This window comes from Mesorhizobium sp. IMUNJ 23033 (genome assembly GCF_044778005.1).
Classification (GTDB): domain Bacteria; phylum Pseudomonadota; class Alphaproteobacteria; order Rhizobiales; family Rhizobiaceae; genus Mesorhizobium; species Mesorhizobium amorphae_A.
On record NZ_JBJACT010000019.1, the window covers coordinates 27,827 to 51,472 of the forward strand.

A 23,646-nucleotide genomic window follows, 5' to 3' on the forward strand; every position below is an offset into this window, starting at 1 on the left:
GGGCGAAAGCTTGACAGCTCGGCTGGGGGCTGTCATTCAATGATTATATTGAATGATGTATCGTGACCTGGAAGTCGATGTCAATCCGCAATCCGAAACAGAAGCTCTACGAGCAGTTCGCGATCGTCGCCAAGGCGCTCGGCCATCCGCAGCGGCTGGAACTGATCGAGCACCTGGCGCAGGGTCCGCGCAGCGTCGAGGCGCTGGCAATGAAGCTCGGCCTGCCGATCGCCAACGTTTCCCAGCATCTGCAGACACTTCGCCGCGCCGGGCTGTTGTCGGCCGAGCGCAACGGCAAGTTCGTCAACTACCGTCTCGTCGACGACAGCGGGCTGGCGGCATTCGCTTCGGTGCGCACCGTCGCCGAGCGCCATCTGGCGGAAGTCGACCGCATCGTGCGCGGCTATTTCGAAGCCCGCGACGACATGGAGCCGGTCACGCGCCAGGAACTGGCCATGCGAATGCACGACGGGCTGGTGACCGTGATCGATGTCCGCCCGCCGGACGAGTTTGCGCTCGGCCATGTACCAGGCGCGATCAACGTACCGCTTGGCGATCTTCCGGCCCGGCTTTCCGAGCTCGGCAAGGACAAGGAAGTCGTCGCCTACTGCCGCGGTCCATGGTGTGTGATGTCCTTCGAGGCGGTGGCGGCACTTCGCAGCCACGGTTATGCCGCGCGCCGGCTCGCGGATGGCATGCCCGAGTGGAGGGCCGCCGGAATGGCCGTCGAGGTGGCGGCCTGATCCGGCACCTCGGTCGACGGAGCGCTACTCGCCGGAGCCAGGCGGCATTTCGAGACACATCATTACCATCACACGCAATCCGGGTTATGGGTTAGATAGACGCGAACTCATTCGGCGGGTTGAGAATGCGGGTCAGGATCATCGGAACCGGCAGGGCGGTGCCGGCTTCATGCGTGACGTCGCGCGCGCTGGAGGAAAGGCTCGGCCTTGGCCAGGGCACGCTCGAAGCCGCCACGGGCGTTGTCGAGCGCTATGTCTGCGAGGCTGAATCGCAGATTGACCTCGCTTGCGCGGCGGCGCGTCTGGCGCTCGCCGATGCCGGGATCGAGGTCGGCGCCGTCGATCTCGTCATCGCCGGCTGCGGCGTGCCTTACCAGCCGCTGCCGTCGACGGCGCCTTTGGTCATGCAGCGCCTCGGCCTGGCCGACGGATCGGCCGCTGCCTTCGACGTCAACAGCACCTGCCTCGGTTTTCTCACCGCATTCGAGACCGCTGCCCGCTTGATCGAGGCCGGGCAATGTAGGACGGCGCTGGTGTTTTCTTCCGAGGTCGCCTCACGGGCTCTGCCTTGGAAGGAACAGCCGGAAGTCGCGGCACTGTTCGGCGATGGCGCCGCTGCGGCGGTGCTGCGCAAGGCCGAGCCGAGTGAAGGCAGGGTGGCGGCAAACCTGATGCGCACTTACCCGTCGGCCTGGGAGGCCTGCGGCATCGGCTCCGGCGGCACCCGTTTCGATTTTCGCCGCCAGCCGGAAGAGTTTGCCCGCCACAGCCTGTTCCATATGGACGGCAAGGAATTGTTCCGCGTCACCTCGCGCCATTTCAACGGATTCGTCACCGAATTGCTCGAGCGCGCCGGTTGGCGGCATGAGGATGTCGACCTCGTCGTGCCGCATCAGGCAAGCCCGTTCGCGCTCGCCCACATGGCGCGCCAGACCGGCTTCGCGCCGGAAAAGCTCGTCGACATCTCGGCGCGCTACGGCAACCAGATCGCCGCCTCCATTCCCTTCGCGCTCGATATCGCGCGACGGCAAGGCCGCGTCGAAGCAGGCGCGAAGCTGCTGTTCCTGGGCACATCGGCCGGCGTGTCCTTCGGCGGCATGGCGCTGGAAGCCTGACGATGGCCGTGCTCGTCACCGGCGCCAGCGGCTTCCTCGGCACCCATGTCATGGCGCGGCTGGCCGCATCGGGCACGCCGGCACTCGGTCTCGGCCGCGATGCGGCGCGTTGTGCCGCGCTGGAGGCGCAGGGCCACCAGACCATCCGCCACGACCTGTCCGTGCCCTTCGATACGAGGCTTGATCAACGACTCGGCAAGGTCGACCGGATCGTCCATTGCGCCGCGCTCTCGGCGCCGTTCGGCCGGCTCGCGGATTTCGAGGCGGCCAATGTGACGGCAACCCGCAACCTCCTCGATTTCGCGACACGGCAAGGCATCGGCCGCTTCGTCCATATCTCCAGCCCGTCGGTGTGCTTCGCCTATCGCGATCAGCTCGATCTTGCCGAAGACGCGGCCTTGCCCGACCCGGTCAACCACTATGCCCGCACCAAGCGTGAGGCCGAGAGGCTCGTGCTGGCCGCGCCTGTCAGCCACCCGGTGGTGTTGAGACCGCGCGGCATCTACGGCGCCGGCGATCGTGCACTGCTGCCGCGCCTGCTCAAAGCCGCAAAAAGCCGCCCGCTGCCGCTGTTTCGCGACGGCCGGGCGCGCATCGATCTCACCTATGTCGGCGATGTCGTCGACGCCGTGCTGGCCGCCTTGTCGGCGTCGGGCCAAGCCGAAGGCCAGATCTTCAACGTCTCCGGCGGCGAGGTGCTGCCGGTGCGCCGCATCGCCGACACGGCCTGCGCGCGGGCCGGTTTTGCGGCGCGCTGGCGCAAGATGCCGCTCTGGCCGGCGATGCTGGCGGCCGGTGCGATGGAGGCCGTGGCGCTGCGACTGCCCGGTCGTCCCGAGCCGCCGGTGACGCGCTATGGCCTCGGCCTGTTCGCCTATGCCCAGAGCCTCGACCTTGCGAAGGCGAAGCGCGTGCTGGGCTGGGCGCCGAAAATCTCCTTCGAGGCAGGGCTCGACCGTACCTTCACCGGGGGAGGCCTGGCGTGAAGATCGTCTTTGCCAACAGCGCCTGGGTGAGTGCGGCCGAACGGCTGATCCTGCGTGGCGGCACCTGGAAGAGCGTGCGGCTGCGCGTCCGCTACGGGCTGATCCTGCATCCCGTCGCCGGGCCGGTGCTGGTCGACACCGGCTACACGCCCGAAGCGGTCACCGGGTCGGGACGCGGCACGATGCTGCGCCTTTACGGCGCGCTGCTGAACCCCGAACTCAATGCGGCCGAGCAGGTGCTGCCGGTGCTGGCGCGCTTTGGCCTCGCGCCCGGCGACATCAGCGCCGTCATCGTCACCCATTTCCATGCCGACCATATCTCGGGCCTGTCCCTGTTTCCAAAGGCTCGCTTCATCGCCAGCGACGCCGCCTGGGCGCGGCTGAAGGCACGGACAGCCTGGCAGAATTTGCGCCATGGCGTATTCACCGAACTGTTTCCGGCGGATTTCGAGAGCCGGCTCGATGGATTGTCGTCCAAGCGGCAGGTAGCACCCCATGATGACGTGCCCGGCGGGGCCGACCTGTTCGGCGACGGCAGCGTGGTGGCGGTCGACCTTCCCGGCCATGCCGACGGCCAGTTCGGCCTGCTCTTCCCCAACATGGAGCGTCCGCTACTCTACGCCGTCGACGTGCAGTGGTTGCTCGGCGCGCTGAAGCAGGAACGCACGCCGGGTTTTCCGACAAGCCTGCTGGCCGAGGATTTTGCCGCCATCGAGCCGACCAGCGCCATGCTGCGCCGCTTTCTGGCGGCCGGCGGCGAGGTCATGTTCTGCCACGATCCGGCGCCGACGAAATATGATCTGGGCGGCGAGGGCGGATGAACGGGCTCGCCGAAGCGCTCCGGTCGTTTGCCGTCACCCGATGGGTGTCGCGCAAGAGCCGTCCCGCCTTCGAGCGCTGGCAGGCGCGCACCTTGCGCCGTTGGCTCGACCGCGACCTGCCGCTGGCACCATTCTACGGCAAGGTACCGCATCACCTCGGCGAGCTGCCGGTGACCGACAAGGCGCAGCTGATGGCGAATTTCGAGCGCTTCAACATCGGCGGTGTGTCGGCCCGCGATGCCTGGGCCGCCGCTTCCGCCGATGGCCGCCTCGGCGACCTGACGGTCGGAGCAAGCACCGGCACATCGGGCAATCGCGGCCTGTTCGTCATTTCCGAGGCGGAAAAATACCGCTGGCTGGGCACGATCCTCGCCAAGGCGGTGCCGGATCTGCTCTGGCGCGGCATGCGCGTCGCCGTCATCCTGCCGCAGAACACCGGCCTCTATGACAGCGCGCGCAAATCCCGGCGTATCGACCTGCGCTTTTTCGACCTGACGCTCGGGCCCGAGCATTGGCGCGCCGCGCTCGAGGATTTCGTGCCGACGGTGATCATCGCACCGCCCAAGATGCTCCGGCATTTTGCCGCCACCGGCTTCCGGCTCTCGCCAGAGCGCGTCTTCTCCGCTGCCGAGACGCTGGATCCGGTCGACCGTCCTGTTATCGAGACCTTCTTCCGGCTGACGCTCGACGAGATCTACATGGCGACCGAAGGACTGTTCGCGGTCACCTGCCGGCAGGGCGGGCTGCATCTTGCGGAAGACTCGGTCTTCTTCGAATTCGAGCCGGCCGGCGACGGGCTGGTCACGCCTCTGGTCACCGCCTTCCGCCGCCAGACCCAGATCATGGCGCGATACAGGATGAACGACCTGTTACGGCTCTCCGACAAACCCTGCCGTTGCGGCTCGCCGCTGCGCACCGTGGACGAGATCGTCGGCCGCATGGACGATGTCTTCCGGCTTGCCTCGGCGGATGGGCCGATCCTGCTGACACCCGACATCCTGCGCAACGCCGTGCTGAAGGCCGATCGGCGCATCGACGATTTCCGCCTGATCCAGACCGCGCTCGAGACGATCGAGCTCAGGCTCGCGCCCGATCTCGACGACGAAGCCGCAACCGCCGCGCATCACGCTGTGCAGGCGCTGCTGGCGGCGCGAAAGTCTGCCGCGACGGTCGCTCTTATCCGCGTGCCGCTGCTGCTCGAAACCAGCCGCAAGCTGCGGCGCGTCGAATGCCGGGTGCCGCCGTGAGCCGGCCGGATGCTGCCACGTTGGACGGCCCGCTTCAGCAGGCGGACCGCGTCGAGAACAGCCCCGCCAAAGTCCGGGCATTCGTCGAGCTTTTCAACGGCATCCCGGTGCATGATCTCGTTGCCAATCTGACGGTCTCGGTCGAGACGCTGGAGATCGTCGGCCGCGTCTTCCCGCTGACGCTGAACGATGCCAGCGAGGCGCCGAACTGCTACATCTGCTGCCCGTCCAGCGCCTACATCGACTACGCCGTCGACGAGACCCGCAATTTCGTCGCGCATCCTTTGCTGCGGCGGGCGCTTCGCGCGCTGATCGGCACCTGCGCGCCGCTGGTCAGGGCGTGCGGCCTCGACCATCAGGTGCAGGTCAACAACTGGCTCTATTCGACCAATCCGGTGCCGCTGCTCGACCGCGCCGCGGTCATCGCACTACGCGCCAACCTTGCTGCGCGGTTCCCCGACCGTGCGATCGTCATCCGTTCGCTGAACGAGATCGCCGATCCCGCGACCATCGCGGCGTTGAAGGCCGAAGGCTTTCGCATGCTGGCGGCGCGCCAGATCTACATCTTTGCCGACCGCAGCGCCGCGCCGGCCATGACAAACGACATGAAGCGCGACCGCAAGCGGCTGCGCATGACCGGCTTCGAGAGGGTCGGCGATGCCGGTTTCGGCGAGGCCGACTATGTGCGCAGCGAAGAACTCTACCGGATGCTCTATCTCGACAAATACACGCCGCTCAATCCGCACTACACCGCCCGCTATATCGCAGAGATGCACCGCCGCGGAATAATCAGCCTGGCAGGCCTGCGCCGGCCGGGCGGCGAGCTTGTCGCCATCACCGGCCTGTTCGAGAACGGCCGCACGCTGACCCAGCCGATCGTCGGCTACGATACCGGCCTGCCGATCGAGGAAGGCCTCTACCGCATGGTGATGGCGATGGCGCAGGACCATGCCACGGCGCGCGGCCTGTTCTTCAACATGAGCGCCGGTGCCGCCGACTTCAAACGCCGGCGCGGCGCCGTGCCGGCGATCGAGTACAACGCCGTCTATGCCGGCCATCTGCCGCGCCGTCGCCGCATGGCGATCCGCATCATGGAAACCGTGCTGGCGCGGATCGGCATCCCCCTGCTCAGGAGGTTCGAACTATGAGCGAGCGCCAAAAAAGCAAGAATCATTGGCAGGCGGTGGCGCTGTCAGCCGACATCAGGGGCAAGCCGAAGCGCATCCTGTTCGACGGCGCGCCGCTGGTGCTGTTCCACTCGGCGCAAGGCATTGCAGCGCTTTTCGACCGCTGCCCGCACCGGCTGGTCGAACTGTCGACCGGCAAGGTGGTCGGCGGCGAGATCGAATGCCCCTATCACGGCTGGCGCTACGATGGCGAAGGACGCTGCACCGCCATTCCCGGCCATGTCGGCGAGATGCCGCATTACCGGGTGCGCAGCTTTAGCGCCATCGAGCGTGACGGCGTCGTCTTCGTGTCGTCGGGCGCGCCGGAAAGCGAACCCTATCTCCACTGCATGCAGGGCAAGGACATCGTCTTGCGGCGGGTGCGCTCCTCGACCCAATCGACGGTCATCGACGCGGCCGAGAACATCCTCGACGCCACCCACATCCACTTCACCCACAAGGGCCTGCTGCGCGGCCTGAGTTCGAAGCGCCATCTTGTGCGCGTCGAAGTGACCGGCGGGGAGGGCTGGGTCGAGGCCTGCTACACCGGCGAGGAGCGCCAGCAAGGGCTGATCAGCCGGCTGCTGGAGGGAGAGCGGGCGAAAACCATCGGCCGCTTCCGCCACCCCGGCATCGCCGAGCTGGAATATTGGGGCAAGGGCGGGCTGGCGCTGGCCACGACCTTCCATTTGCGTCAGGCCGACGAGCGCACCGTCGAGGGCGTCGGCTGGCTGATCGGCCCGCGCCAGGGATGGCTGGGCGAGATCAAGGCGCTCGCCTTCAAGCCGCTGTTCAACATCGCCCTCGAGCAGGATCGCCGCGTGCTGAAATCGGCGAGCGACAATGCCCGTTTCGAGCCGCCTGCGCGCCCGGCGATCGGTCCGCTGGATTTCCTTCGCCGCGACATCGCCGCCATCATGGATGGCGAAATGCCGGCATCCGCGGCCAGGCCGCGCGTCCACCAGATCGAACTTTAGCAAGGCCGGATTTTGGAATGACGCCTGTTTTCGAGCCTCCGACTGGTGCTAGCCTCGTTGGCAATGTCCGCCTTCATGGAGTGCCCAAGACGTGATCGATCACATAACCATCGCGGTCAGCGACCTGCAGACGAGCAAGCTCTTCTACGAGCGAGCGCTTGAGCCATTGGGTTATCGCCTCTCCTTCGGCAAGGAGGCCGTGTTCTGGGCCTTTGACGTTGGCGACGGCGCCCTGTTCGAGATCCAGACATCGGACAGCAAACCACCTCTGACGCATTTGCACGTGGCTTTCCGGGTCAACAGCAAGGCGGAGGTCGACGCGTTTTATCGCGCTGCTCTCGACGCGGGTGCCACCGACAATGGCGCGCCCGGCCCGCGCCCGGAATACGCCGCGAACTACTACGCCTGCTTTGTTCTTGATCCCGATGGCTACAACATCGAGGCCATGGCCAATGAGCCTGCGAAGCCGGCGTGACCGAAACCACTTGCGGAAAAACCAAGACGCGGCAATGGGATAGCCTGGTTTCCTGATTCAGCTGATTCAAGTCTGGAGCGGGCCGTTCCATTCCATGTCGCGGGTCGAGGCGGCCTGCAGGCTGATGCGCTCGCGCCATGCCGTGCCTGCGATCTCCGCCAGCGCCCGCCACTGCGCTTTCTTCGGCGCGGGGTCGTCCGGCCAGTCAAGCAGGTCGTCGGCCTCGCGTATCGTCCGGCGGAAGCGGCTTAACTCGCCGGAGCGCAGCGCCGCCGGCAGCCCGTAGATACACATGGCGAGCCGCACCGTCTGCGGCGCGGCGACATCGGGCTTCACCTCCGCGCCGTCCCCCAGCATAGCGTCGGCAAAGCGCGACGGGTCGCGAAAGAAATGCAGGCCGCTGACGGCGCGCGGATTGCACTCCAGCGGCAGCACGCGGCCGTCGGCCTCGCGCATCAGGTCGAAGGAGATCTGCCCGCTCCAGCCGGTGGCCGCGACGATGCGCTCGACCAGATGCCGCGCGGCCGCGTCCTCGACCGGCTCGAAGTAGATCCCCGCGCCCTTGCCGGCGCGATAGAGCGAACGGTAGAGCGAGAACGCCTTGAGGGCGCCGTCGCGCGCCACCGCATAGGCGCTGATCTCATCGCCGGGCACGAAACGCTGCGCCACCCAGGGTGCGGCGGGCGACGGGCTGATGGCGTCGAGCGCGCCGGGCGAGGGGCGGAGCTGCACCTGGCTGGCGAAGCGCGACCAGACCGGCTTGAACACCAGTTCGCGCGAGCGGCCGCGCACCGCGTCGAGATCGGCAGCCGATTGCAGCAGCGTCGTCTCCGGCACGGCCAGGCCAAAACTCTCGGCCAGGCGGATGAAGGCGTGCTTGTCATGCACCTGTGCAAGTAGCTCGATACCCGGCGCGAACAGGCGGGCAGGGATGGCACGCTCGCGCCAGGCAAGGGCGAGATAAAACACCTCCTCGCAAGTCGGGATGACCAGATCGACACCTTCGGCGCGCACCAGCGCCTCGACCGTCTCGGCATAGGCCGCCGGCTCGAAGCGCGGCGGCGGCAGGCGGTGATAGCGCGCGCAGGCGCTGCTCGCGGCGGCGATCGGGTGGGCCGGGCTGTCGGCGAGGATCACCCAGCGTCCGGCGCCGTGCAGCAGGCGCGCCAGATGCAGCGCCACCGGCGCGCGAGCCCCGGTGACGAGTATGGTGTTATCAGGCCCCGGCATCGGCAGGCTATTCGCAATCGTCACGGTCGCCGCGAGGCTTGCTCGAAATCCGAGCGCTTGGCAACGGGCGCTTGCCGGTTCAAGCCACCCGCGACGTTGTCATCCCCCAAGGGGCAGCGCGCGCTCGACGACGTTGAGGAAGAAGCGGATGCCGATCGGGATGATGGCGTCGTTGAAGACGAAGCGGTCGCCATGCAGCCCGGCGCCCGGGCCGACATCGCCGGCGCCGATCCAGGCATAGGCGCCGTCGCCGACGCCTTGCAGCAAATAGGCAAAATCCTCGCAGCCCATGCTCGGCTGGAACTCGGTAAGGACACGATCCGCGCCGATCGTCTCAGCGGCGGCCGCTGCCGCGAGCGCCGCGCCATCAGGCGGATTCACCACCGGCGGATAGCCGCGCTTGTAGATGAGCTTGGCGCTCGCACCGTGCATTGCCGCGCAGGCCTCGGCCACGCGCTCGATCTCCGCGGTGCAATGATCCGACAGCGCCCGGTCATAGAAGCGGCAAGTACCCTCGACCTTCACCTCACCCGGCACGAAATTGTTGAAGCGGCCGCCATGGATTTGCGTCACCGACAGCACGATGGGCGACAGCGGATCGACGCTGCGGCTGACCAGGCGCTGGATGGCGGTGACGAAGCTTGCCGCTGCCAGCACGGGGTCGTCGCCCAGATGCGGCATCGCCGCGTGGCAGCCGCTGCCGCGAAAGGCGATCTCGAAATCGTCGACCGCCGCCATTTGCGGCCCGGCGCGCACGCCGACATGCCCTTCCGGAAAGCCCGGCCAATTGTGGACCGCAAACACCTGTTCGACCGGAAGGCGGGTAAGCAACCCGTCCTCGATCATCTTCTTGCCGCCGCCCAGCACCTCTTCGGCCGGCTGGAACACGAACACCACCGTACCGTCGAAACTACCGCTCTCCGCAAGCAGCTTTGCGGCGCCGAGCAGCATTGCCATGTGGCCGTCATGGCCGCAGGCATGCATGACGCCGTCCTTGCGTGAGGCGTAGTCGACATTGGCGGCTTCCTTGATCGGCAAGGCGTCGAGTTCGGCGCGCAGCGCGATTGACCGTCGGCTGGTGCCCTTGGTCAGCGTCGCCACCACTGCGGTGGCGCTGACGTCGGTGTGGACGGCGAGGCCGAATTCTTTGAGCTTTCCCGCCACGAAGGCCGCCGTCTCGATCTCTGCAAAGCCCAGTTCCGGATTGGCATGGATGTGTTGCCGCCAGCCGATCGCCTCCGGCACGATTGCTGCCACCCTGTCGTTCTCCTGCATTGTCGCTCTCCGCGTCGTCCAGTGTCGCCTGGATACCCGGTTGCCTGGCTCCTGGTCTTGAACGGGATTGACGGGCCGCGTGCTTTCGAGAAGGCTGGGGGCACCATGAGCGATGCCAGCGAACAGAGAGAACGCGATGCCGCGAGGCTGACGCGGCAAGCCGGCCTTGGCGGTCTCGAAATGCTCGCAGCCCGCTACCGCGACCATGCCTATGCGCTGCACACGCATCCGACCTATGTCTTCGGTGTCGTCGTTGGCGGCGTCGAAAGACTGAGGATCGGCCGCCGCAATCATCTGGCGCCGGCGGGCTCGATCATCGCCGTCAATCCAGAAGAACCACATGACGGCGAAAAGGGCTGTGCCTCCGGCTGGGCCTACCGCACCTGCTATCCCGATGCTGCCCTGATGGGCGAGATCGCCGACGATCTCGGGCTGCAGGGATTGCCGATGTTCGCCGAGGGGATTTTGCAGGCGCCCGACCTGGCGCGCGGCTTCGTGCATGCGCATCGTCTGGCGGGGCAGCCGCTTGAGCTGGAAGCGGCGATGCTGCTGGTGTTGCGCGAACTGGTCAGCCGTTTCGGCAACGGCAAGGGCAGCATTCATTCGTCCGATGGCGGCGAGGCGGTCAGGCGCTTCCGGCTTTATGGCGAGTTGATCGAGGCCGATCTCGCTGCCGGCTTCGACCTCGCGCGCCTGGCCAGCGCCGCCGGCGTCAGCCGCTTCCAGGTTATTCGCGATTTCCATCGCGCAGCTTGCATGACGCCCGGACAGTATCTGCGCGACCGCCGCATCCGCGCCGCGTCAGCACTGATGCGAACCGACATGCCGCTTGCCGAAATCGCCGTCGCGACCGGCTTTGCCGACCAAAGCCATCTCACAAGAGTGTTCAAGACCATCAAGGGCCTGTCGCCCGGCGCTTGGCGCGCCGCCGCATAAGGCAACAACCACAAGTCGAAAATGAACCGGCCGTTATAGGGAACCCAACACGCATCTTCGCAGTTCAATGCCGGAGAGGGCGGGGTGCGTCGTGAGCAGCCGGGATGGTCAGGCATGGCCTGTCCGTTTGGTCGACTGCCGGAGGAGACCCGCCGCCATGAAGTTCTTTCACGCACTGCTTGCGTTTGCCGTCGCCGCTGTGCTCGCTGCCAGCCCGGCCCGGGCCGTCGACCTCTCCATCGTCTCGGGCGACACAGGCAATGGCCTGAAGGTGCTTCGCGACATCCTCGACCAGTACGAGAAGAAAAGCGGCAACAAGGTCACCATCATTCCGATGCCGACCTCGACCACGGACCAGTTCGGCCAATACAGGCTTTGGCTCGCCGCCCACAACAGCGACATCGACGTCTATCAGACCGACGTCATCTGGGCGCCGCAGTTGGCCAGCCAGCTCGTCGACCTGACCGCTGCGACCAAGGATGTCGTTGCGGCCCATTACCCGTCGATCATCCAGTCGCAGACCGTCGACGGCAAGCTGGTGGCGCTGCCGATATTCACCGACGCGCCGGCACTCTACTACCGCAAGGACCTGCTGGATAAGTATGGTGCCAAGCTGCCGGGAAGCTGGAGCGAGCTTGCCGCCACCGCCAAGCTGGTCATGGACAAGGAACGGGAGGCCGGCAACAAAAACATCTGGGGCTTCGTCTTCCAGGGCAACGCCTATGAGGGGCTGACCTGCGACGCGCTCGAATGGGTGATGTCGAACGGCGGTGGGCAGATCATCGAGCCGGACGGCACGATCTCGATCAACAATCCGAAGGCGGCCGCCGCCCTCGACATGGCCAAGGGCTGGGTGGGCACCATCGCGCCTCCGGGTGTTCTCGCCTATCAGGAGGAAGAGTCGCGCGGCGTCTGGCAGACCGGCAACGCGGTCTTCATGCGCAACTGGCCCTACGCCTATTCGCTGGGCGAGAGCGAAGGCTCGCCCATCAAGGGCAAGTTCGACGTGACCACGTTGCCGCCCGGGTCGGGCGAGGGCGCCCGCTCGGCGGCGACGCTCGGCGGCTGGAACCTCGCCGTTTCCAAATATTCGAAGAACCCGGATGCAGCGATCGAGCTGGTCAAATGGGTCGCGTCGCCCGAGATGCAGAAGTACCGCGCGCTGAAGGCGTCTTATCTGCCGACCATCCAGGCGCTCTACGACGATGCCGACATCGCCAGGGAGCAACCGGTCATCCCGCGCTGGAAGAACGTCTTCCTCAACGCCGTGCCGCGTCCCTCGAATGAGGCCAAGGTCAGGTACAACGAGGTGTCCAACGCGTTCTGGACTGCCGTCCACGAGACGCTCTCCGGCGAAGGCTCGGCCGCCGACAACCTCGCCGATCTCGAAGTGACACTGACGAAGCTCAAGGGCGCCGCCTGGTGATGCAGGCGCGCTCGCGGCTGATGCGCCAGCGCGTGCGCGCGGCGTGGCTGTTCCTTGCGCCGATGCTCGTCGTGCTCGCCGCCGTCGCCGGCTGGCCGCTTCTGCGCACCATCTATTTCAGCTTCACCGACACCTCGCTGACCGACCTCGAGGCAGGCCGGTGGATTGGCTTTGCCAATTACTTTTCGGTGCTCGCCATGCCGAGCGGCCGGGTTCTCTACGACGGCCTGCTCGTCGATCCTGCCTGGTGGCGCGCCGTCTGGAACACGGTGCGCTTCGCTGTGATCTCGGTGACCTGTGAGACGGTCCTCGGCATGATCGTCGCACTGGTGCTCAACGCCGAATTCCCGGGCCGCGGCTTCGTGCGCGCCGCTGTCCTCATCCCCTGGGCGATCCCGACGATCGTCTCGGCGAAGATGTGGCAGTGGATGCTCAACGATCAGTTCGGCATCATCAACGACGTGCTGCTCAACCTCGGCCTGATCAGCACCAAGATCGCCTGGACCGCCAGCGCCGATACAGCGATGGTCGCCGTCCTCATCGTCGATATCTGGAAGACCACGCCGTTCATGGCGCTTCTCATCCTCGCCGCGCTGCAGATGCTGCCGCGCGAGATTTACGAGGTTGCCCGGATCGATGGTGTGAGCCCCTGGCGGGTGTTCTGGAAGGTGACCTTGCCGCTCATCCGGCCGGCGCTGATGGTGGCGGTGATCTTCCGTGGCCTCGACGCGCTGCGCATCTTCGACCTGATCTATGTGCTGACGCCGAACAATGCGCACACCAAATCAATGTCGGTGTTTGCGCGCGAGAACCTGTTCGAGTTCGACAAATTCGCCTACGGCTCCGCCGCCTCGACGCTGCTCTTCCTCATCCTCGCCTTGCTGACCATGCTCGTGCTGTGGCTCGGCCGGGTCAGGCTGGACAGGGACTATTGATCATGTGGCCATCGATCATGCGGATACTCAGCCGCGCTGCCTTCTACCTGCTCGTCGCGGTCATCGTCATTGTCGCGGTGTTCCCGTTCTACTACGCCGTCGTCACCAGCCTGAAATCGGGGACGGCGCTATTCGAGGTCGACTATTGGCCGAAGATGGTCAGCGTCGCCAACTACCGGACCGTCCTCACCGACGGCACCTTCCCGCGCAATCTCCTCAATTCGCTGGTTGTCTCAGGCGCTGTCGTCGCCATCTCGCTGTTCCTTGGCGTCACCGCCGCCTACGCGCTGGCGCGCATCCGCTTCCGCGGCCGCTCGCTTCTGCTGTTCGCCATCCTCTCCGTCTCCATGTTCCCGCCGGTGGCGCTGCTTGCCGGCCTGTTCGAGCTGATCCGCACGCTCGGCCTCTACAACTCGCCCCTGGCGCTGGTCTTTTCCTACATGATCTTCACGCTGCCGTTCACCGTCTGGGTGCTCACCGCCTTCGTCCGCGACCTGCCGCTCGAGATCGAGGAGGCGGCGATCCTCGACGGCGCGACGCCCTGGATCATCGTCACCCGCGTTTTCCTGCCGCTGATGTGGCCGGCGCTGGTCACCACCGGGCTGCTCGCCTTCATCGGCGCCTGGAACGAATTCCTCTTCGCGCTCACCTTCACCTCCAGCAACGAACAACGAACCGTGCCGGTCGCCATCGCCCTTCTGTCCGGCAGTTCGCAGTTCGAGATCCCCTGGGGCAACGTCATGGCTGCTTCGGTGATCGTCACCGTGCCGCTTGTCGTCCTCGTGCTGATCTTCCAGCGCAAGATCATCTCGGGCCTGACGGCGGGTGGCGTGAAGGGGTGAACGTTCTTTGGTGACGGCTCTCGTTTTGCGCCGCTGTGTCCTCGGCTAGTGTCACCGGATACCTTCATCAGTAAGTTAGTGCTCGAATGCATCAAGATGTCTCGATCGATTCCGATCTCGTTCGCCGGCTGATTGCCGCGCAGTTTCCTCACTGGTCGGACCTGCCGGTGGAACCGGTCGAGCCGGGCGGCTGGGACAATCGCACCTTTCGTCTCGGCGACGACATGTCGGTGCGCCTGCCGAGCGCGGCGTCCTATGCCGCGCAGGTCGAGAAGGAGCAGCGTTGGCTGCCCCGGCTGGCGCCACATCTGCCGCTGCCGATCCCGGTGCCGATGGCCAAGGGCGCGCCGGGGGAGGGCTATCCCTGGCCGTGGTCGGTCTATGGCTGGCTGCGCGGCCAGCCGGCCGGGAACGGCCGGACTGCCGATCCCACCCAGTTCGCCCGCTCTCTGGCCGATTTTCTGCTCGCTCTTTACCGCGTCGATGCCACCGATGGCCCGCCGGCCGGCCAGCACAATTTCCATCGCGGCGGCCGGCTTGCGGTCTACGACGCCGAGACCCGTACAGCACTGTCGGCACTGACTGGACGTATCGACACGGATACCGCGCAAGAGGTTTGGGCAAGCGCGCTTGGCTCCGAGTGGCAGCGCCCGCGGGTCTGGGTCCATGGCGACGTCGCCTCCGGCAATCTGCTGGTCGCGGACGGAATGCTCTGCGGCGTCATCGATTTCGGCAGTTCGGCCGTCGGCGATCCCGCCTGCGACCTGGTGATCGCCTGGACGGAGTTTTCCGGGGAGAGCCGGCAAGCCTTCCGCGATACGCTCGCCCTCGACGAAGAAACCTGGGCACGCGGCCGGGGCTGGGCGTTGTGGAAAGCCCTGATCACCGCTTCCGGACATGACGGCAACCAGCGCGAGGCCGCGAAATCCTGGGCCGTCATCGACGAGGTGCTGGCGGACCATCGGCGGGTTGATCACGGATAGGCCTGCTCGGTGTCGACACGCCAGGACGAGAATTTTGCGGCGATCAGGCTACGCGCCCTACCACATGCGCCGGAGCAGCCCGTCACGCCGAATGAACTGGTGGTAAAGCGCCGCGCCGGCATGGAACACCAGCAGCGCCACGAGCAGCAAGGCGCCGAAGCCATGCGGCGCGCGCGGCGGATAGTCGGTGAAGTTCGGCAACATCGCTCTGCTCTGGCCGAAGATCACCGGGGCAGCACCACTCAGGACCATCATGCCGATGCCGCTGGCGGCCATGCCGAGAATGACGATGTAGAAAGCGACATGCACAAGGCGTGCGATGCGTTCCTGCCAGGCTGGCGATCTTTGCGCGGGAAGCGGCCGCAGATCGAAGCGCCACCACCAGACAATGCGGAATGCCGTCAGCAGCAAGATCACGATCGCCACCGGAATGTGGAAACGAAGGAGGTCGGCCTTCACAGCCGCCGCCAATGCGATGGATGCGCTGAAGCCGGAGCCGAGCAGGGCCAGGATCAGGATGGCGCTCAGCCAGTGAATGGACACCGCTACAGTGCCGTAATGGTCAGCTCTGCTCTTCCGCATCCATGTCTCCTTCGAGTTTCCGGCGCAGCGCCGTGATCACGGCGTGCATTGTGTTGAGATCCTTGACCACGAGCCCGTCGGCGAGCCTGTTCACCCAGGGCGCCTGCAGGCGCATGGCTGCGTCGAAGGCCTGTCTTCCCTTGTCGGTAAGAACGACGAGCTGCGCCCGCTGGTGATGCGGGTTGGCCCCGAATGCGACGAGCCCTTCCTTGTGCAGGTCGTTGACGATCCGCTGCACGTTCTGGCGGTTGGCGCCGAGATCGCGCGCCAGCCAGGCGACCGGCTGCGGCCGCTCGGCGATGACGATGGCGCCGAGGACCTGCCAGCGGGCGCTCGTCAGGCCAAGGTCGGCGACCAGCCTGTCTCCGGCGGCGAGCATTCGGCTGTTGAGCCTGAACAGGTCGAGAACAAGATCGTTCAAGGCTTCACCGGCCGGGGTTCGAATGGGTTCGCTCATTTGTCATCCTATATCGTGATTGACATCATAGTGTCAAGTTGGTATGTATGCATCATAACAGAGTGACACCATAACACCAATTAGATGGAGCCTTATGATGACTGCGATACGCCCAATGGACCCTGCCTTCCCCATCGACCGTCAGGTCGCGATCGACGCCAGCGCCGTCGTGCTGGTCAATCTTTTCACGCTCGACAAGGCCGACGAGCAGACCTTCCTCCAGGTGTGGCAGGATGATGCCGCCTTCATGAAGCAGCAGCCGGGCTTCATCTCGACCCAGCTCCACCGCGCGCTCGGCGACAGCCCGCCCTATTTGAACTGTGCCGTGTGGGAAACGACCGTCGCCTTCCGCGCCGCCTTCACGCATCCGCAGTTCAGGGCCAAGATCTCGGCTTATCCTTCTTCGGCGGTTGCTTCCCCGCATCTGTTCCAGAAGGTCGCGGTGCCCGGCATCTGCGTCGCCTGATGCATGAACTCATCGCATGAATGCGGGCCGTTCAGGGGCGATCGAAAATTGTTGTGCGACCGATGAATTCCGGCGCATGTCGAAACGATGGTTGAGCGGCATGCGTTTGGAGCATTCATTGTCGGCACCGGTGTCGGTTCGCTTGGCGGACTGATCGGCCTTGGCGGGGCGGAATTTCGCCTGCCGTTCCTGATTGGTCTGTTTCGCTTTGCTGCGTTGGAAGCCGTGATCTTGAACAAGGCGACGAGCTTGGTCGTCGTCGCCAGCGCGCTGCCATTTCGCGCGGCAACAGTGCCGTTCGGCGATGTCGCCGCCAACTGGCCCACCATCGTCAATCTCCTGGCAGGCAGCCTTGTGGGTGCCTGGTTCGGCGCCGGCTGGGCAACGCGCCTGAAATCCGGCACGCTTTACAAGGTCATCGCTGCCTTGCTGCTGCTGATCGCGGTCGTCCTCGTATTCGGTCATGGTCCCGGCACGACGGCCCATGCCCTGTTCGAGGGGACAGCGTTGGTCGCCGTAGGCATCATCGCCGGTTTCGTGATTGGCGTCGTGGCTTCGCTGCTGGGCGTGGCCGGTGGGGAGCTACTTATCCCGACCTTGGTCCTGCTGTTTGGAGCCGATGTCAAACTCGCCGGCAGCCTGTCGCTGGCAGTCAGCCTGCCGACCATGCTTGTCGGCTTCACGCGCTACAGCCGCGACCAGAGCTTTGCCTTCCTGGGCAGGAACAGGTCATTCCTGCTCTTCATGGCGGCCGGTTCGATCCTCGGAACATTTATTGGGGGACGTTTGCTGGGAAGCGTGCCGGAGCAGATCCTGTTGCCCCTGCTGGCGGCCATCCTCGTCATCTCGGCTTACAAGGTCTGGCATCACAAATAAGCGCCTACCGTCATCCAACTGTCATATCGCGGCGATATGCATCCTTAATTCCAGATTTATGGATATATGGATGGACAAGGAAGCAGCTCTTCGCGCATTGGCGGCGCTGGGCCAGGACACGCGGCTCGAAGCCTTCCGGCTGCTGGTGCGCAGCGGGGCAGGCGGCTTGCCCGCCGGCGAGATCGCTGCGCGGCTCGACATCGTCCAGAACACCATGTCGGCGCATCTGAAGGTGCTCGATCATGCCGGGCTGGTCAGTGCCGAGCGCGATGGCCGCAGCATCCGCTATGTCGCCGACATGACCGGCTTTCGCGACCTGCTCGCGTACCTGATGGAGGATTGCTGCAACGGCGCGCCGGAGCTCTGCCAGCCCATTATCCAGGCGGTGACCTGCAAATGTTAGACCATGATCCCGAACCGAAGGACCGCGTAAGCGAAAAGTGGGAAACCGGCTCTCGGAAAAGATCATGGTCAGACAAGAAGATAGGGAGGAATTGATGAGCGATCAGATCTACAACGTCTTGTTTCTCTGCACCGGCAATTCGGCGCGCTCGATCCTCGCCGAGGCGATCCTCAACCGGGTCGGCGCCGGCAGGTTCAAGGCCCATTCCGCCGGCTCGCATCCCAAGGGCGAGGTCCATCCATTCACGCTGCAGCTCTTGAAGACGCTCAACCACGACACCTCCTTTGCCCGTTCGAAGGACTGGGAAGAATTTGCGGTCCCCGGCGCACCAGAGATGAATTTCGTCTTCACCGTCTGCGACAACGCCGCCAATGAATCCTGTCCGGTCTGGCCGGGCCAGCCGATGACCGCGCATTGGGGCGTGCCCGATCCGGCCGAAGTCGAGGGCACCGACGCGGAAAAGCATCTGGCCTTCGCCGAAGCCTACCGCATGCTCAACAACCGCATCTCGATCTTCATCAGCCTGCCGATGAGCACGGTCGACAAATTGGCCTTGCAGAAGCGGCTGGATGAGATCGGCCGTGATCTCCCAAGGGCCGGCTGAGCATGATCTTTGATCTTCCGCGTCGCCTCGCCGCCGAAGCCCTCGGCACCGCGATGCTGGTTGCCGCCGTCATCGGTTCGGGCATCATGGCCGACCGGCTCACCGACGATGTGGCGCTGGCCCTGCTCGGCAACACCATCCCGACCGGTGCCATTCTGGTGGTGCTGATCACCATCCTCGGGCCGATCTCAGGCGCCCATTTCAACCCGGCGGTGACGCTGGTGTTCGCCTTGCGGCGGGAAATCGAAACCAAGGCTGCGTTGGCCTATGTCCTGGCCCAGATCGCGGGCGGCATTGCTGGCACGCTGATCGCGCACGCCATGTTTGGCCTGCCTCTGGTCGAGTTTTCGACGACGGTGCGTAGCGGCACGGGGCAGTGGATCGCCGAACTGGTCGCCAGTTTCGGCCTCGTCTTCACCATCCTCGCCGGCCTGCGCGCCCGTCCGGACTCGATCCCATGGCTGGTCGGCCTCTACATCACCGCAGCCTACTGGTTCACCGCTTCGACCTCCTTCGCCAATCCGGCCGTCGCCATCGCGCGTGCCTTCTCCAACACTTTTGCCGGCATCCGGCCGCTCGATGTCCCGGCCTTCATCGTCGCCGAGCTTGTTGGCGCGCTGCTGGCCATGGCGCTGGCCGGCTGGCTGCTTGCCGAACCGAAACATGAGCCTGAGATGAGAGCCGCCGAATGACCATCACCATCTACCACAACCCTCAATGCGGCACCTCGCGCAACACGCTGGCCATCATCCGCCAGTCCGGCGAGGAACCGGAAGTGATCGAATATCTGAAGAACCCGCCGTCGAGGGAAAAGCTCATCGAACTGATCGCCGCCATGGGAATGACGCCGCGCCAGCTGCTGCGCGAGAGCGGCACGCCCTATGCCGAGCTGAACCTCGGCGATGCCAAATGGAGCGATGACGAGATCCTCGATTTCATGCTGGCGCACCCGATCCTGATCAACCGGCCGATCGTGGTGACGCCGCTCGGCGCCATGCTGGCGCGGCCGTCGGAAGCTGTTCTCGACATCCTGCCCAATCCGGATATCGGCCCTTTCACCAAGGAGGACGGCGAGGTGGTGATCGGCGCCGACGGCAAGCGGGTCGTCTGAGATTATTTCGAATTTCTTCGAAATTCAGTTGACGACCCGCTGATTCTGGGCGTATGGATATTTCCATGAAACTCGAACAAGCAGCAAAACAGCTCGAGGCGCTGGGCAACCCGACGCGGTTGAAACTCTACCGCATCCTGGTCCGGGCAGGCGAGGCGGGCAGGCCGGTCGGCACTCTGCAGGAAAGTCTGGGCATAGCCGCCTCGACGCTGTCGCATCATTTGCACCGCCTCATCCTGACCGGCCTTGTCTCGCAGGAGCGGCAGGCGACGACGCTGATCTGCCGCGCCAACTATCCGATCATGCGGGATCTGGTCGGCTTCCTCGCCGACGAATGCTGCGCCGATGCCACCAGCAATCCCGCCACGGGAGAAGCGGCGGCGTAATTTTTTTGCCTTATATTTCGATAATCCCGGAATTATGGAAGGTAGCAAAATGAACAAGCATAGCGATCTTCCGGTAGCAGTCATCGGTGCCGGCCCTGTCGGCCTGGCGGCAGCCGTCCATCTGCTTCGGCAGGGCCTGCCAGTGAAGCTCTACGAGGCCGGCGGCGACATTGCCACCAACCTTCGCGATTGGGGCCATGTCAGGATTTTTACGCCCTGGCGCTATTGTGTCGATCGGGCGGCGAGGGAACTGCTGGAAGAGCATGCCTGGAACATGCCCGATCCCGAGGCGTTTCCCACCGCCAATGAGCTTGTCGATCTCTATCTCGAGCCGCTGGCGAAACTCCCCGAGCTGGCGCCGGTGATCGAAACCGGCGCTCGAATTGTCGGCATCTCGCGCTGGGGCGCTGACAAGGTGCGGAGCAGGGGGCGTGAGGCACGGCCCTTCATGCTGGTGGTCGAAACTGCCAATGGCACCAGGCGTGACGGTGCCCGCGCCGTCATCGATGCTTCGGGCACATGGCAGTCACCGAACCCGCTCGGTGCCGGCGGCCTCGCGGCCGAGGGCGAGATGGAATTCGCCGATCGCATCGCTTACGGCATTCCCGATATTCTCGGTCGCGACCGCAGCGTTTATGCCGGCCGCACCACGCTGGTCGCCGGCTCCGGGCATTCGGCGGCCAACGCCTTGCTCGATCTCGCCAGGCTGGCCGATGCCGAACCTGGAACGGCGTCCATCTGGACGGCTCGCGGCACCGACCTCGTGCGCATCTATGGCGGCGGCGATGCCGACCAGTTGCCGGCGCGTGGCGAGCTTGGCGCCGATGCGCGCGAACTTGCCGAAAGCGGCCGCGTCACGCTGGTCACTGGTTTTGCCACCGTGGCCATTCGCGACGAAGGCGGTCGCCTGATCGTCGAGGGCGAGACAGAAGACGGCTTGCGACGGATCGGCCCGGTCGACCGCATCATCGCCGCCACCGGGCAACGGCCCGACCTCACGCTGACAAGGGAGCTTCGGCTCGATCTCGATCCGTGGCTGGAAAGCGTCAAGGCGTTGGGGCCGCTCATCGATCCCAACGAGCATTCCTGCGGCGACGTGCCCCCGCACGGACACCGCGAACTCAGCCATCCCGAGGCCGGTTTCTACACGGTCGGCATCAAGAGCTACGGCCGGGCGCCGACTTTCCTGCTTTTGACCGGCTACGAACAGGTGCGCTCGGTCGCGGCCGCATTGGCAGGCGACACCGCGTCCGCCGATGCGGTGCGACTGGTTCTGCCCGAAACCGGCGTCTGCGTAGTACCGGGAGCGCTGGAAGTGTCGCAACTCGATGCAGCGTCCAAGGGCTGCTGCGGTGGCCCGGCGCCGCAAGAGGCGGATGCGTGCTGCGTCGCCGATGTCGAGGCGAAGACCGCCGGCAAGAGTGGCTGCGGCTGCGGCGTCGCCGCATGAGCATTGCGTCGGGCATGCGTAGCCGCGGCACGATCATCACCGTGCTTGGGCTGACGCAGATCATGGCGTGGGGCTCTTCCTACTATTTGCCGGCGGTCATTGCGCCGAAAGTGGCCGCAGAGACCGGTTGGCCGCTGGCTTGGGTGGTCGGCGGCCTGTCGCTCGGGCTTCTGGTCGCCGGCTTGATCTCGCCGCGTGTCGGCTCCTCGATCGAACGTCATGGCGGCCGCAATGTGCTTGCTTTCAGCGCCGTCTGCATCGGCGCCGGCCAGATCGGCCTGGCGGCGGCGCCGACCCTTGCGGCCTATGTCGGCGCGTGGCTCGTGATCGGGCTCGGCATGGGGGCAGGGCTCTATGACGCGGCCTTCGCGACGCTTGGCCGCCTGTACGGCCACAGCGCGCGTTCGGCGATCACCACCTTGACCCTGTTCGGCGGCTTCGCCAGCACCGTCTGCTGGCCGATTTCCGCCTTCCTGATGGCCGAGATCGGCTGGCGCGGCGCATGCCTCGTCTACGCGGCGGTGCAACTGCTTGTCGCTCTGCCGCTCTATCTCACGCTGCTGCCGCGCGGGGTGCCACTGCGCGGCAGCAGAACCGAAGCGGAAGGAAACGCCAAACCCGCGCCTGTGGGCGATCCGTCCCTGGCGCTGATGATCGTGCTCGCCGCCACCATCACGCTTGCCGCGGTGATCTCCTCGACGATGTCGGTGCACCTGCTGGCGATTCTGCAGGCCAGCGGCCTGGCGCTTGCCGCCGCCGTCGGTCTTGGCGCCCTGGTCGGCCCGTTCCAGGTGACGGCGCGCGCCATCGAAATGATGATCGCGCGCTACCATCATCCGATCTGGACCAAGCTTGCTTCGGCGAGTTTCGTCGCCATAGGCATCTCTGCACTCTGGATCGGCATGCCGGCCGTGCCGGTGGCGCTCGGCTTCTACGGCGCCGGCATCGGCCTTGAATCGATCGCGCGCGGCACCTTGCCGCTCGCATTGTTCGGTCCGTCGGGCTACGCGAAATTGATGGGTCGCCTGGCCATGCCGAGCCTGATCGCCCAGGCCGCCGCGCCGTCGATGGGCGCGGTGCTGATGCAATGGATGGGAGCGCAAGGCACGCTCGCCGTACTTGGCGGCCTTGCGCTGCTCAACGTCGTGCTGGCGTTCGGCCTGCGCTGGTTATTGGGCCGCAACAGGAGCATTCTGCTGCAGCCGGGGTAGCCAATCGCTCGAGAACGCGCGGTGAAGGCGCCAGCCGATCCAGACTCCACAAGCCACTACATCAGGGACGCGGTCGCCAGACGACTGGTCGCGACGTTCGGCTTCTTGTCGCCTACGTACTCAACGTTCGTGTCGATGAGCCGGTCGCTGTCGATCCCGGCCGCGGTCAAAATATCCACGATCGCCTTCACGCGCTTCTTGGCCAGTTCTTTGTTTTTCTTTGCGGCGCTGGAGCCGGTGAATTCCTTGGCAGCCAGGCCCGTCAGTTCGACATTGCAGCGCGAGTCTCGGATGCTGGCGGCAAACTTGTCGAGGTCGTCCTTGATCTGCTGTGAAATCACGGAGGACTGGTTGTAGAAAAAGAGGTGAATCTGGACAGGGTCGCGCTTCTCATACTGCCGGCACGATATCCCTTGCTTCGGGAGAGTGTATAGGATGGCGCTGCGCGCCGTGTTGGTGTCGGCGGCGCCGTCGTCGACCCAATGCGAAAGCGCCAGCACCATTTCCGGCTTGACGCCTTGCGCCTTGAGAAAGTCGCCGGTCGCACTCAGCCTGCGGCCGGCAATGTCGTAGGCCTTGTCGTAGCCACCTTCCTTGCTCGCCGTTGCATAAAGCCTATAACCGCAATCGTGCCCGGCCTCCTTGATGAAAGCCGTCAGCGCGTTCGCGGCTTCGTCCGATATCTTGCCGTCTCCCTTTTTGAACAGGACACGGAACGAATTCCACTGGGTGCATTTAGGGCCCACATCAGGTTCCTGGGCGGCCGCTCCGAAAGACAAGATGCTCCCGGCAACGACAATAAATGCCAGGACAAGACTGAATGACATCTTCATTTTCAAGGCGCCTCCTGTGCACATACTGAACCTACTGCTTCCCATGATTTCGACAGGTTAGAGCAATTCCAGGAAAAGTGCGTAGCGGTTTTCCTTCGGAATTGCGTAAA

At 65.1% G+C, this 23,646-nt stretch carries 27 protein-coding genes; 22 read left to right on the forward strand and 5 right to left on the reverse strand.

Features of this window, described 5'->3' with window-relative positions; genetic code table 11:
* Positions 1-77 precede the first annotated feature (77 nt).
* The 8 genes from ACFX5Q_RS20025 to ACFX5Q_RS20060 all read left to right on the forward strand — a co-directional run bounded on the left by ACFX5Q_RS20025 (position 78) and on the right by ACFX5Q_RS20060 (position 7,530).
* The gene (locus ACFX5Q_RS20025) at positions 78-743 is read left to right on the forward strand and encodes an ArsR/SmtB family transcription factor (RefSeq protein ID WP_404280769.1); all 666 of its coding nucleotides are present in this window, start codon (positions 78-80) and stop codon (positions 741-743) included.
* Between the two features lie 125 nt (positions 744-868).
* Positions 869-1,858, forward strand: a complete 990-nt coding sequence (locus ACFX5Q_RS20030; protein WP_404280770.1) for a 3-oxoacyl-ACP synthase III family protein — start codon at positions 869-871, stop codon at positions 1,856-1,858.
* A 2-nt stretch (positions 1,859-1,860) separates the two neighbouring features.
* On the forward strand, positions 1,861-2,844 hold the full coding sequence (locus tag ACFX5Q_RS20035; protein WP_404280773.1) for an NAD-dependent epimerase/dehydratase family protein: 984 nt from the start codon (positions 1,861-1,863) through the stop codon (positions 2,842-2,844).
* Positions 2,841-3,665: an MBL fold metallo-hydrolase gene (locus ACFX5Q_RS20040; RefSeq protein WP_404280774.1), complete on the forward strand. Its 825-nt coding sequence runs from the start codon at positions 2,841-2,843 to the stop codon at positions 3,663-3,665. The genes ACFX5Q_RS20035 and ACFX5Q_RS20040 overlap by 4 nt, the downstream gene beginning before the upstream one ends.
* Positions 3,662-4,912, forward strand: coding sequence for a F390 synthetase-related protein (locus ACFX5Q_RS20045; protein ID WP_404280776.1), 1,251 nt, complete (start codon positions 3,662-3,664; stop codon positions 4,910-4,912). Before ACFX5Q_RS20040 ends, ACFX5Q_RS20045 begins: the two co-directional genes overlap by 4 nt.
* A complete protein-coding gene (locus tag ACFX5Q_RS20050) occupies positions 4,894-6,060 on the forward strand; it encodes a GNAT family N-acetyltransferase (RefSeq protein ID WP_404280778.1) in 1,167 nt (388 codons plus the stop codon). The genes ACFX5Q_RS20045 and ACFX5Q_RS20050 overlap by 19 nt, the downstream gene beginning before the upstream one ends.
* A complete protein-coding gene (locus ACFX5Q_RS20055; RefSeq protein WP_404280780.1) occupies positions 6,057-7,055 on the forward strand; it encodes a Rieske 2Fe-2S domain-containing protein in 999 nt (332 codons plus the stop codon). Before ACFX5Q_RS20050 ends, ACFX5Q_RS20055 begins: the two co-directional genes overlap by 4 nt.
* 91 nt (positions 7,056-7,146) lie before the next feature.
* Positions 7,147-7,530, forward strand: coding sequence for a VOC family protein (locus ACFX5Q_RS20060; protein ID WP_404280783.1), 384 nt, complete (start codon positions 7,147-7,149; stop codon positions 7,528-7,530).
* Positions 7,531-7,596: 66 nt separating this feature from the next.
* On the opposite strand, the gene ACFX5Q_RS20065 is transcribed toward ACFX5Q_RS20060, so the two are convergent.
* Together ACFX5Q_RS20065 and ACFX5Q_RS20070 are read right to left on the reverse strand one after the other, a co-directional pair.
* Positions 7,597-8,784: a hypothetical protein gene (locus ACFX5Q_RS20065; protein WP_404280785.1), complete on the reverse strand. Its 1,188-nt coding sequence runs from the start codon at positions 8,782-8,784 to the stop codon at positions 7,597-7,599.
* 75 nt (positions 8,785-8,859) lie between these two features.
* A complete protein-coding gene (locus tag ACFX5Q_RS20070; protein ID WP_404280787.1) occupies positions 8,860-10,035 on the reverse strand; it encodes an amidohydrolase in 1,176 nt (391 codons plus the stop codon).
* Positions 10,036-10,140: 105 nt separating this feature from the next.
* Here ACFX5Q_RS20070 and ACFX5Q_RS20075 point away from each other — a divergent pair, with 105 nt between their 5' ends.
* The 5 genes from ACFX5Q_RS20075 (at position 10,141) to ACFX5Q_RS20095 (ending at position 15,157) form a co-directional block, all read left to right on the forward strand.
* On the forward strand, positions 10,141-10,971 hold the full coding sequence (locus ACFX5Q_RS20075) for an AraC family transcriptional regulator (RefSeq protein ID WP_404280790.1): 831 nt from the start codon (positions 10,141-10,143) through the stop codon (positions 10,969-10,971).
* Positions 10,972-11,128: 157 nt separating this feature from the next.
* Positions 11,129-12,397 carry an ABC transporter substrate-binding protein gene (locus tag ACFX5Q_RS20080; protein WP_404280793.1) on the forward strand — a complete coding sequence of 423 codons (1,269 nt, stop codon included), beginning with the start codon at positions 11,129-11,131 and terminating at the stop codon, positions 12,395-12,397.
* Positions 12,397-13,332, forward strand: a complete 936-nt coding sequence (locus ACFX5Q_RS20085; RefSeq protein ID WP_404281060.1) for a carbohydrate ABC transporter permease — start codon at positions 12,397-12,399, stop codon at positions 13,330-13,332. The genes ACFX5Q_RS20080 and ACFX5Q_RS20085 overlap by 1 nt, the downstream gene beginning before the upstream one ends.
* Before the next feature lie 14 nt (positions 13,333-13,346).
* Complete coding sequence (locus ACFX5Q_RS20090) at positions 13,347-14,174, forward strand: carbohydrate ABC transporter permease (protein WP_404281062.1); 828 nt, start codon at positions 13,347-13,349, stop codon at positions 14,172-14,174.
* 86 nt (positions 14,175-14,260) lie between these two features.
* Positions 14,261-15,157, forward strand: a complete 897-nt coding sequence (locus ACFX5Q_RS20095) for an aminoglycoside phosphotransferase family protein (RefSeq protein WP_404280794.1) — start codon at positions 14,261-14,263, stop codon at positions 15,155-15,157.
* Between the two features lie 57 nt (positions 15,158-15,214).
* Here the strand turns inward: ACFX5Q_RS20095 and ACFX5Q_RS20100 are convergent, their stop codons facing one another.
* On the reverse strand, positions 15,215-15,739 hold the full coding sequence (locus ACFX5Q_RS20100) for a cytochrome b (RefSeq protein WP_404280796.1): 525 nt from the start codon (positions 15,737-15,739) through the stop codon (positions 15,215-15,217).
* Positions 15,720-16,196 carry a MarR family winged helix-turn-helix transcriptional regulator gene (locus ACFX5Q_RS20105; protein WP_192181328.1) on the reverse strand — a complete coding sequence of 159 codons (477 nt, stop codon included), beginning with the start codon at positions 16,194-16,196 and terminating at the stop codon, positions 15,720-15,722. Before ACFX5Q_RS20105 ends, ACFX5Q_RS20100 begins: the two co-directional genes overlap by 20 nt.
* Positions 16,197-16,293: 97 nt before the next feature.
* On the opposite strand from ACFX5Q_RS20105, the gene ACFX5Q_RS20110 reads away from it, so the two are divergent.
* The 9 genes from ACFX5Q_RS20110 (at position 16,294) to ACFX5Q_RS20150 (ending at position 22,703) form a co-directional block, all read left to right on the forward strand.
* Positions 16,294-16,662, forward strand: coding sequence for an antibiotic biosynthesis monooxygenase family protein (locus ACFX5Q_RS20110; RefSeq protein WP_404280799.1), 369 nt, complete (start codon positions 16,294-16,296; stop codon positions 16,660-16,662).
* A gap of 87 nt (positions 16,663-16,749) precedes the next feature.
* Positions 16,750-17,538 (forward strand): TSUP family transporter, encoded by a 789-nt coding sequence (locus tag ACFX5Q_RS20115; protein ID WP_404280801.1) that lies wholly within the window; start codon positions 16,750-16,752, stop codon positions 17,536-17,538.
* Positions 17,539-17,608: 70 nt separating this feature from the next.
* A complete protein-coding gene (locus tag ACFX5Q_RS20120; RefSeq protein WP_404280803.1) occupies positions 17,609-17,941 on the forward strand; it encodes a helix-turn-helix transcriptional regulator in 333 nt (110 codons plus the stop codon).
* Positions 17,942-18,035: 94 nt separating this feature from the next.
* Entirely contained in the window at positions 18,036-18,545 is a 510-nt protein-coding gene (locus ACFX5Q_RS20125) for an arsenate reductase ArsC (RefSeq protein ID WP_404280805.1), read from the forward strand.
* A gap of 2 nt (positions 18,546-18,547) precedes the next feature.
* Positions 18,548-19,237 carry an MIP/aquaporin family protein gene (locus ACFX5Q_RS20130; protein WP_404280807.1) on the forward strand — a complete coding sequence of 230 codons (690 nt, stop codon included), beginning with the start codon at positions 18,548-18,550 and terminating at the stop codon, positions 19,235-19,237.
* Positions 19,234-19,656 carry an arsenate reductase (glutaredoxin) gene (arsC, locus tag ACFX5Q_RS20135; protein ID WP_404280810.1) on the forward strand — a complete coding sequence of 141 codons (423 nt, stop codon included), beginning with the start codon at positions 19,234-19,236 and terminating at the stop codon, positions 19,654-19,656. Before ACFX5Q_RS20130 ends, arsC begins: the two co-directional genes overlap by 4 nt.
* A 65-nt stretch (positions 19,657-19,721) precedes the next feature.
* Positions 19,722-20,042: an ArsR/SmtB family transcription factor gene (locus ACFX5Q_RS20140; RefSeq protein ID WP_404280812.1), complete on the forward strand. Its 321-nt coding sequence runs from the start codon at positions 19,722-19,724 to the stop codon at positions 20,040-20,042.
* A 49-nt stretch (positions 20,043-20,091) separates the two neighbouring features.
* Positions 20,092-21,492 (forward strand): FAD-dependent oxidoreductase, encoded by a 1,401-nt coding sequence (locus tag ACFX5Q_RS20145; RefSeq protein WP_404280814.1) that lies wholly within the window; start codon positions 20,092-20,094, stop codon positions 21,490-21,492.
* Positions 21,489-22,703, forward strand: coding sequence for an MFS transporter (locus ACFX5Q_RS20150; RefSeq protein ID WP_404280816.1), 1,215 nt, complete (start codon positions 21,489-21,491; stop codon positions 22,701-22,703). Before ACFX5Q_RS20145 ends, ACFX5Q_RS20150 begins: the two co-directional genes overlap by 4 nt.
* Positions 22,704-22,759: 56 nt before the next feature.
* Here the strand turns inward: ACFX5Q_RS20150 and ACFX5Q_RS20155 are convergent, their stop codons facing one another.
* On the reverse strand, positions 22,760-23,536 hold the full coding sequence (locus tag ACFX5Q_RS20155; RefSeq protein WP_404280819.1) for an OmpA family protein: 777 nt from the start codon (positions 23,534-23,536) through the stop codon (positions 22,760-22,762).
* Between the last annotated feature and the right edge of the window lie 110 nt (positions 23,537-23,646).

Coding starts and splice junctions, on each gene's coding strand:
- ACFX5Q_RS20025 (WP_404280769.1), top strand. CDS start 78: ATGTCAATCCGCAATCCGAAACAGAAGCTCTACGAGCAGTTCGCGATC.
- ACFX5Q_RS20105 (WP_192181328.1), bottom strand. CDS start 16,196: ATGAGCGAACCCATTCGAACCCCGGCCGGTGAAGCCTTGAACGATCTT.
- ACFX5Q_RS20050 (WP_404280778.1), top strand. CDS start 4,894: ATGCCGGGTGCCGCCGTGAGCCGGCCGGATGCTGCCACGTTGGACGGC.
- ACFX5Q_RS20115 (WP_404280801.1), top strand. CDS start 16,750: ATGGTTGAGCGGCATGCGTTTGGAGCATTCATTGTCGGCACCGGTGTC.
- ACFX5Q_RS20095 (WP_404280794.1), top strand. CDS start 14,261: ATGCATCAAGATGTCTCGATCGATTCCGATCTCGTTCGCCGGCTGATT.
- ACFX5Q_RS20140 (WP_404280812.1), top strand. CDS start 19,722: ATGAAACTCGAACAAGCAGCAAAACAGCTCGAGGCGCTGGGCAACCCG.
- ACFX5Q_RS20045 (WP_404280776.1), top strand. CDS start 3,662: ATGAACGGGCTCGCCGAAGCGCTCCGGTCGTTTGCCGTCACCCGATGG.
- ACFX5Q_RS20155 (WP_404280819.1), bottom strand. CDS start 23,536: ATGAAGATGTCATTCAGTCTTGTCCTGGCATTTATTGTCGTTGCCGGG.
- ACFX5Q_RS20150 (WP_404280816.1), top strand. CDS start 21,489: ATGAGCATTGCGTCGGGCATGCGTAGCCGCGGCACGATCATCACCGTG.
- ACFX5Q_RS20120 (WP_404280803.1), top strand. CDS start 17,609: ATGGACAAGGAAGCAGCTCTTCGCGCATTGGCGGCGCTGGGCCAGGAC.
- ACFX5Q_RS20085 (WP_404281060.1), top strand. CDS start 12,397: ATGCAGGCGCGCTCGCGGCTGATGCGCCAGCGCGTGCGCGCGGCGTGG.
- ACFX5Q_RS20055 (WP_404280780.1), top strand. CDS start 6,057: ATGAGCGAGCGCCAAAAAAGCAAGAATCATTGGCAGGCGGTGGCGCTG.
- ACFX5Q_RS20070 (WP_404280787.1), bottom strand. CDS start 10,035: ATGCAGGAGAACGACAGGGTGGCAGCAATCGTGCCGGAGGCGATCGGC.
- ACFX5Q_RS20125 (WP_404280805.1), top strand. CDS start 18,036: ATGAGCGATCAGATCTACAACGTCTTGTTTCTCTGCACCGGCAATTCG.
- ACFX5Q_RS20145 (WP_404280814.1), top strand. CDS start 20,092: ATGAACAAGCATAGCGATCTTCCGGTAGCAGTCATCGGTGCCGGCCCT.
- ACFX5Q_RS20080 (WP_404280793.1), top strand. CDS start 11,129: ATGAAGTTCTTTCACGCACTGCTTGCGTTTGCCGTCGCCGCTGTGCTC.
- ACFX5Q_RS20030 (WP_404280770.1), top strand. CDS start 869: ATGCGGGTCAGGATCATCGGAACCGGCAGGGCGGTGCCGGCTTCATGC.
- arsC (WP_404280810.1), top strand. CDS start 19,234: ATGACCATCACCATCTACCACAACCCTCAATGCGGCACCTCGCGCAAC.
- ACFX5Q_RS20110 (WP_404280799.1), top strand. CDS start 16,294: ATGACTGCGATACGCCCAATGGACCCTGCCTTCCCCATCGACCGTCAG.
- ACFX5Q_RS20035 (WP_404280773.1), top strand. CDS start 1,861: ATGGCCGTGCTCGTCACCGGCGCCAGCGGCTTCCTCGGCACCCATGTC.
- ACFX5Q_RS20100 (WP_404280796.1), bottom strand. CDS start 15,739: ATGCGGAAGAGCAGAGCTGACCATTACGGCACTGTAGCGGTGTCCATT.
- ACFX5Q_RS20075 (WP_404280790.1), top strand. CDS start 10,141: ATGAGCGATGCCAGCGAACAGAGAGAACGCGATGCCGCGAGGCTGACG.
- ACFX5Q_RS20130 (WP_404280807.1), top strand. CDS start 18,548: ATGATCTTTGATCTTCCGCGTCGCCTCGCCGCCGAAGCCCTCGGCACC.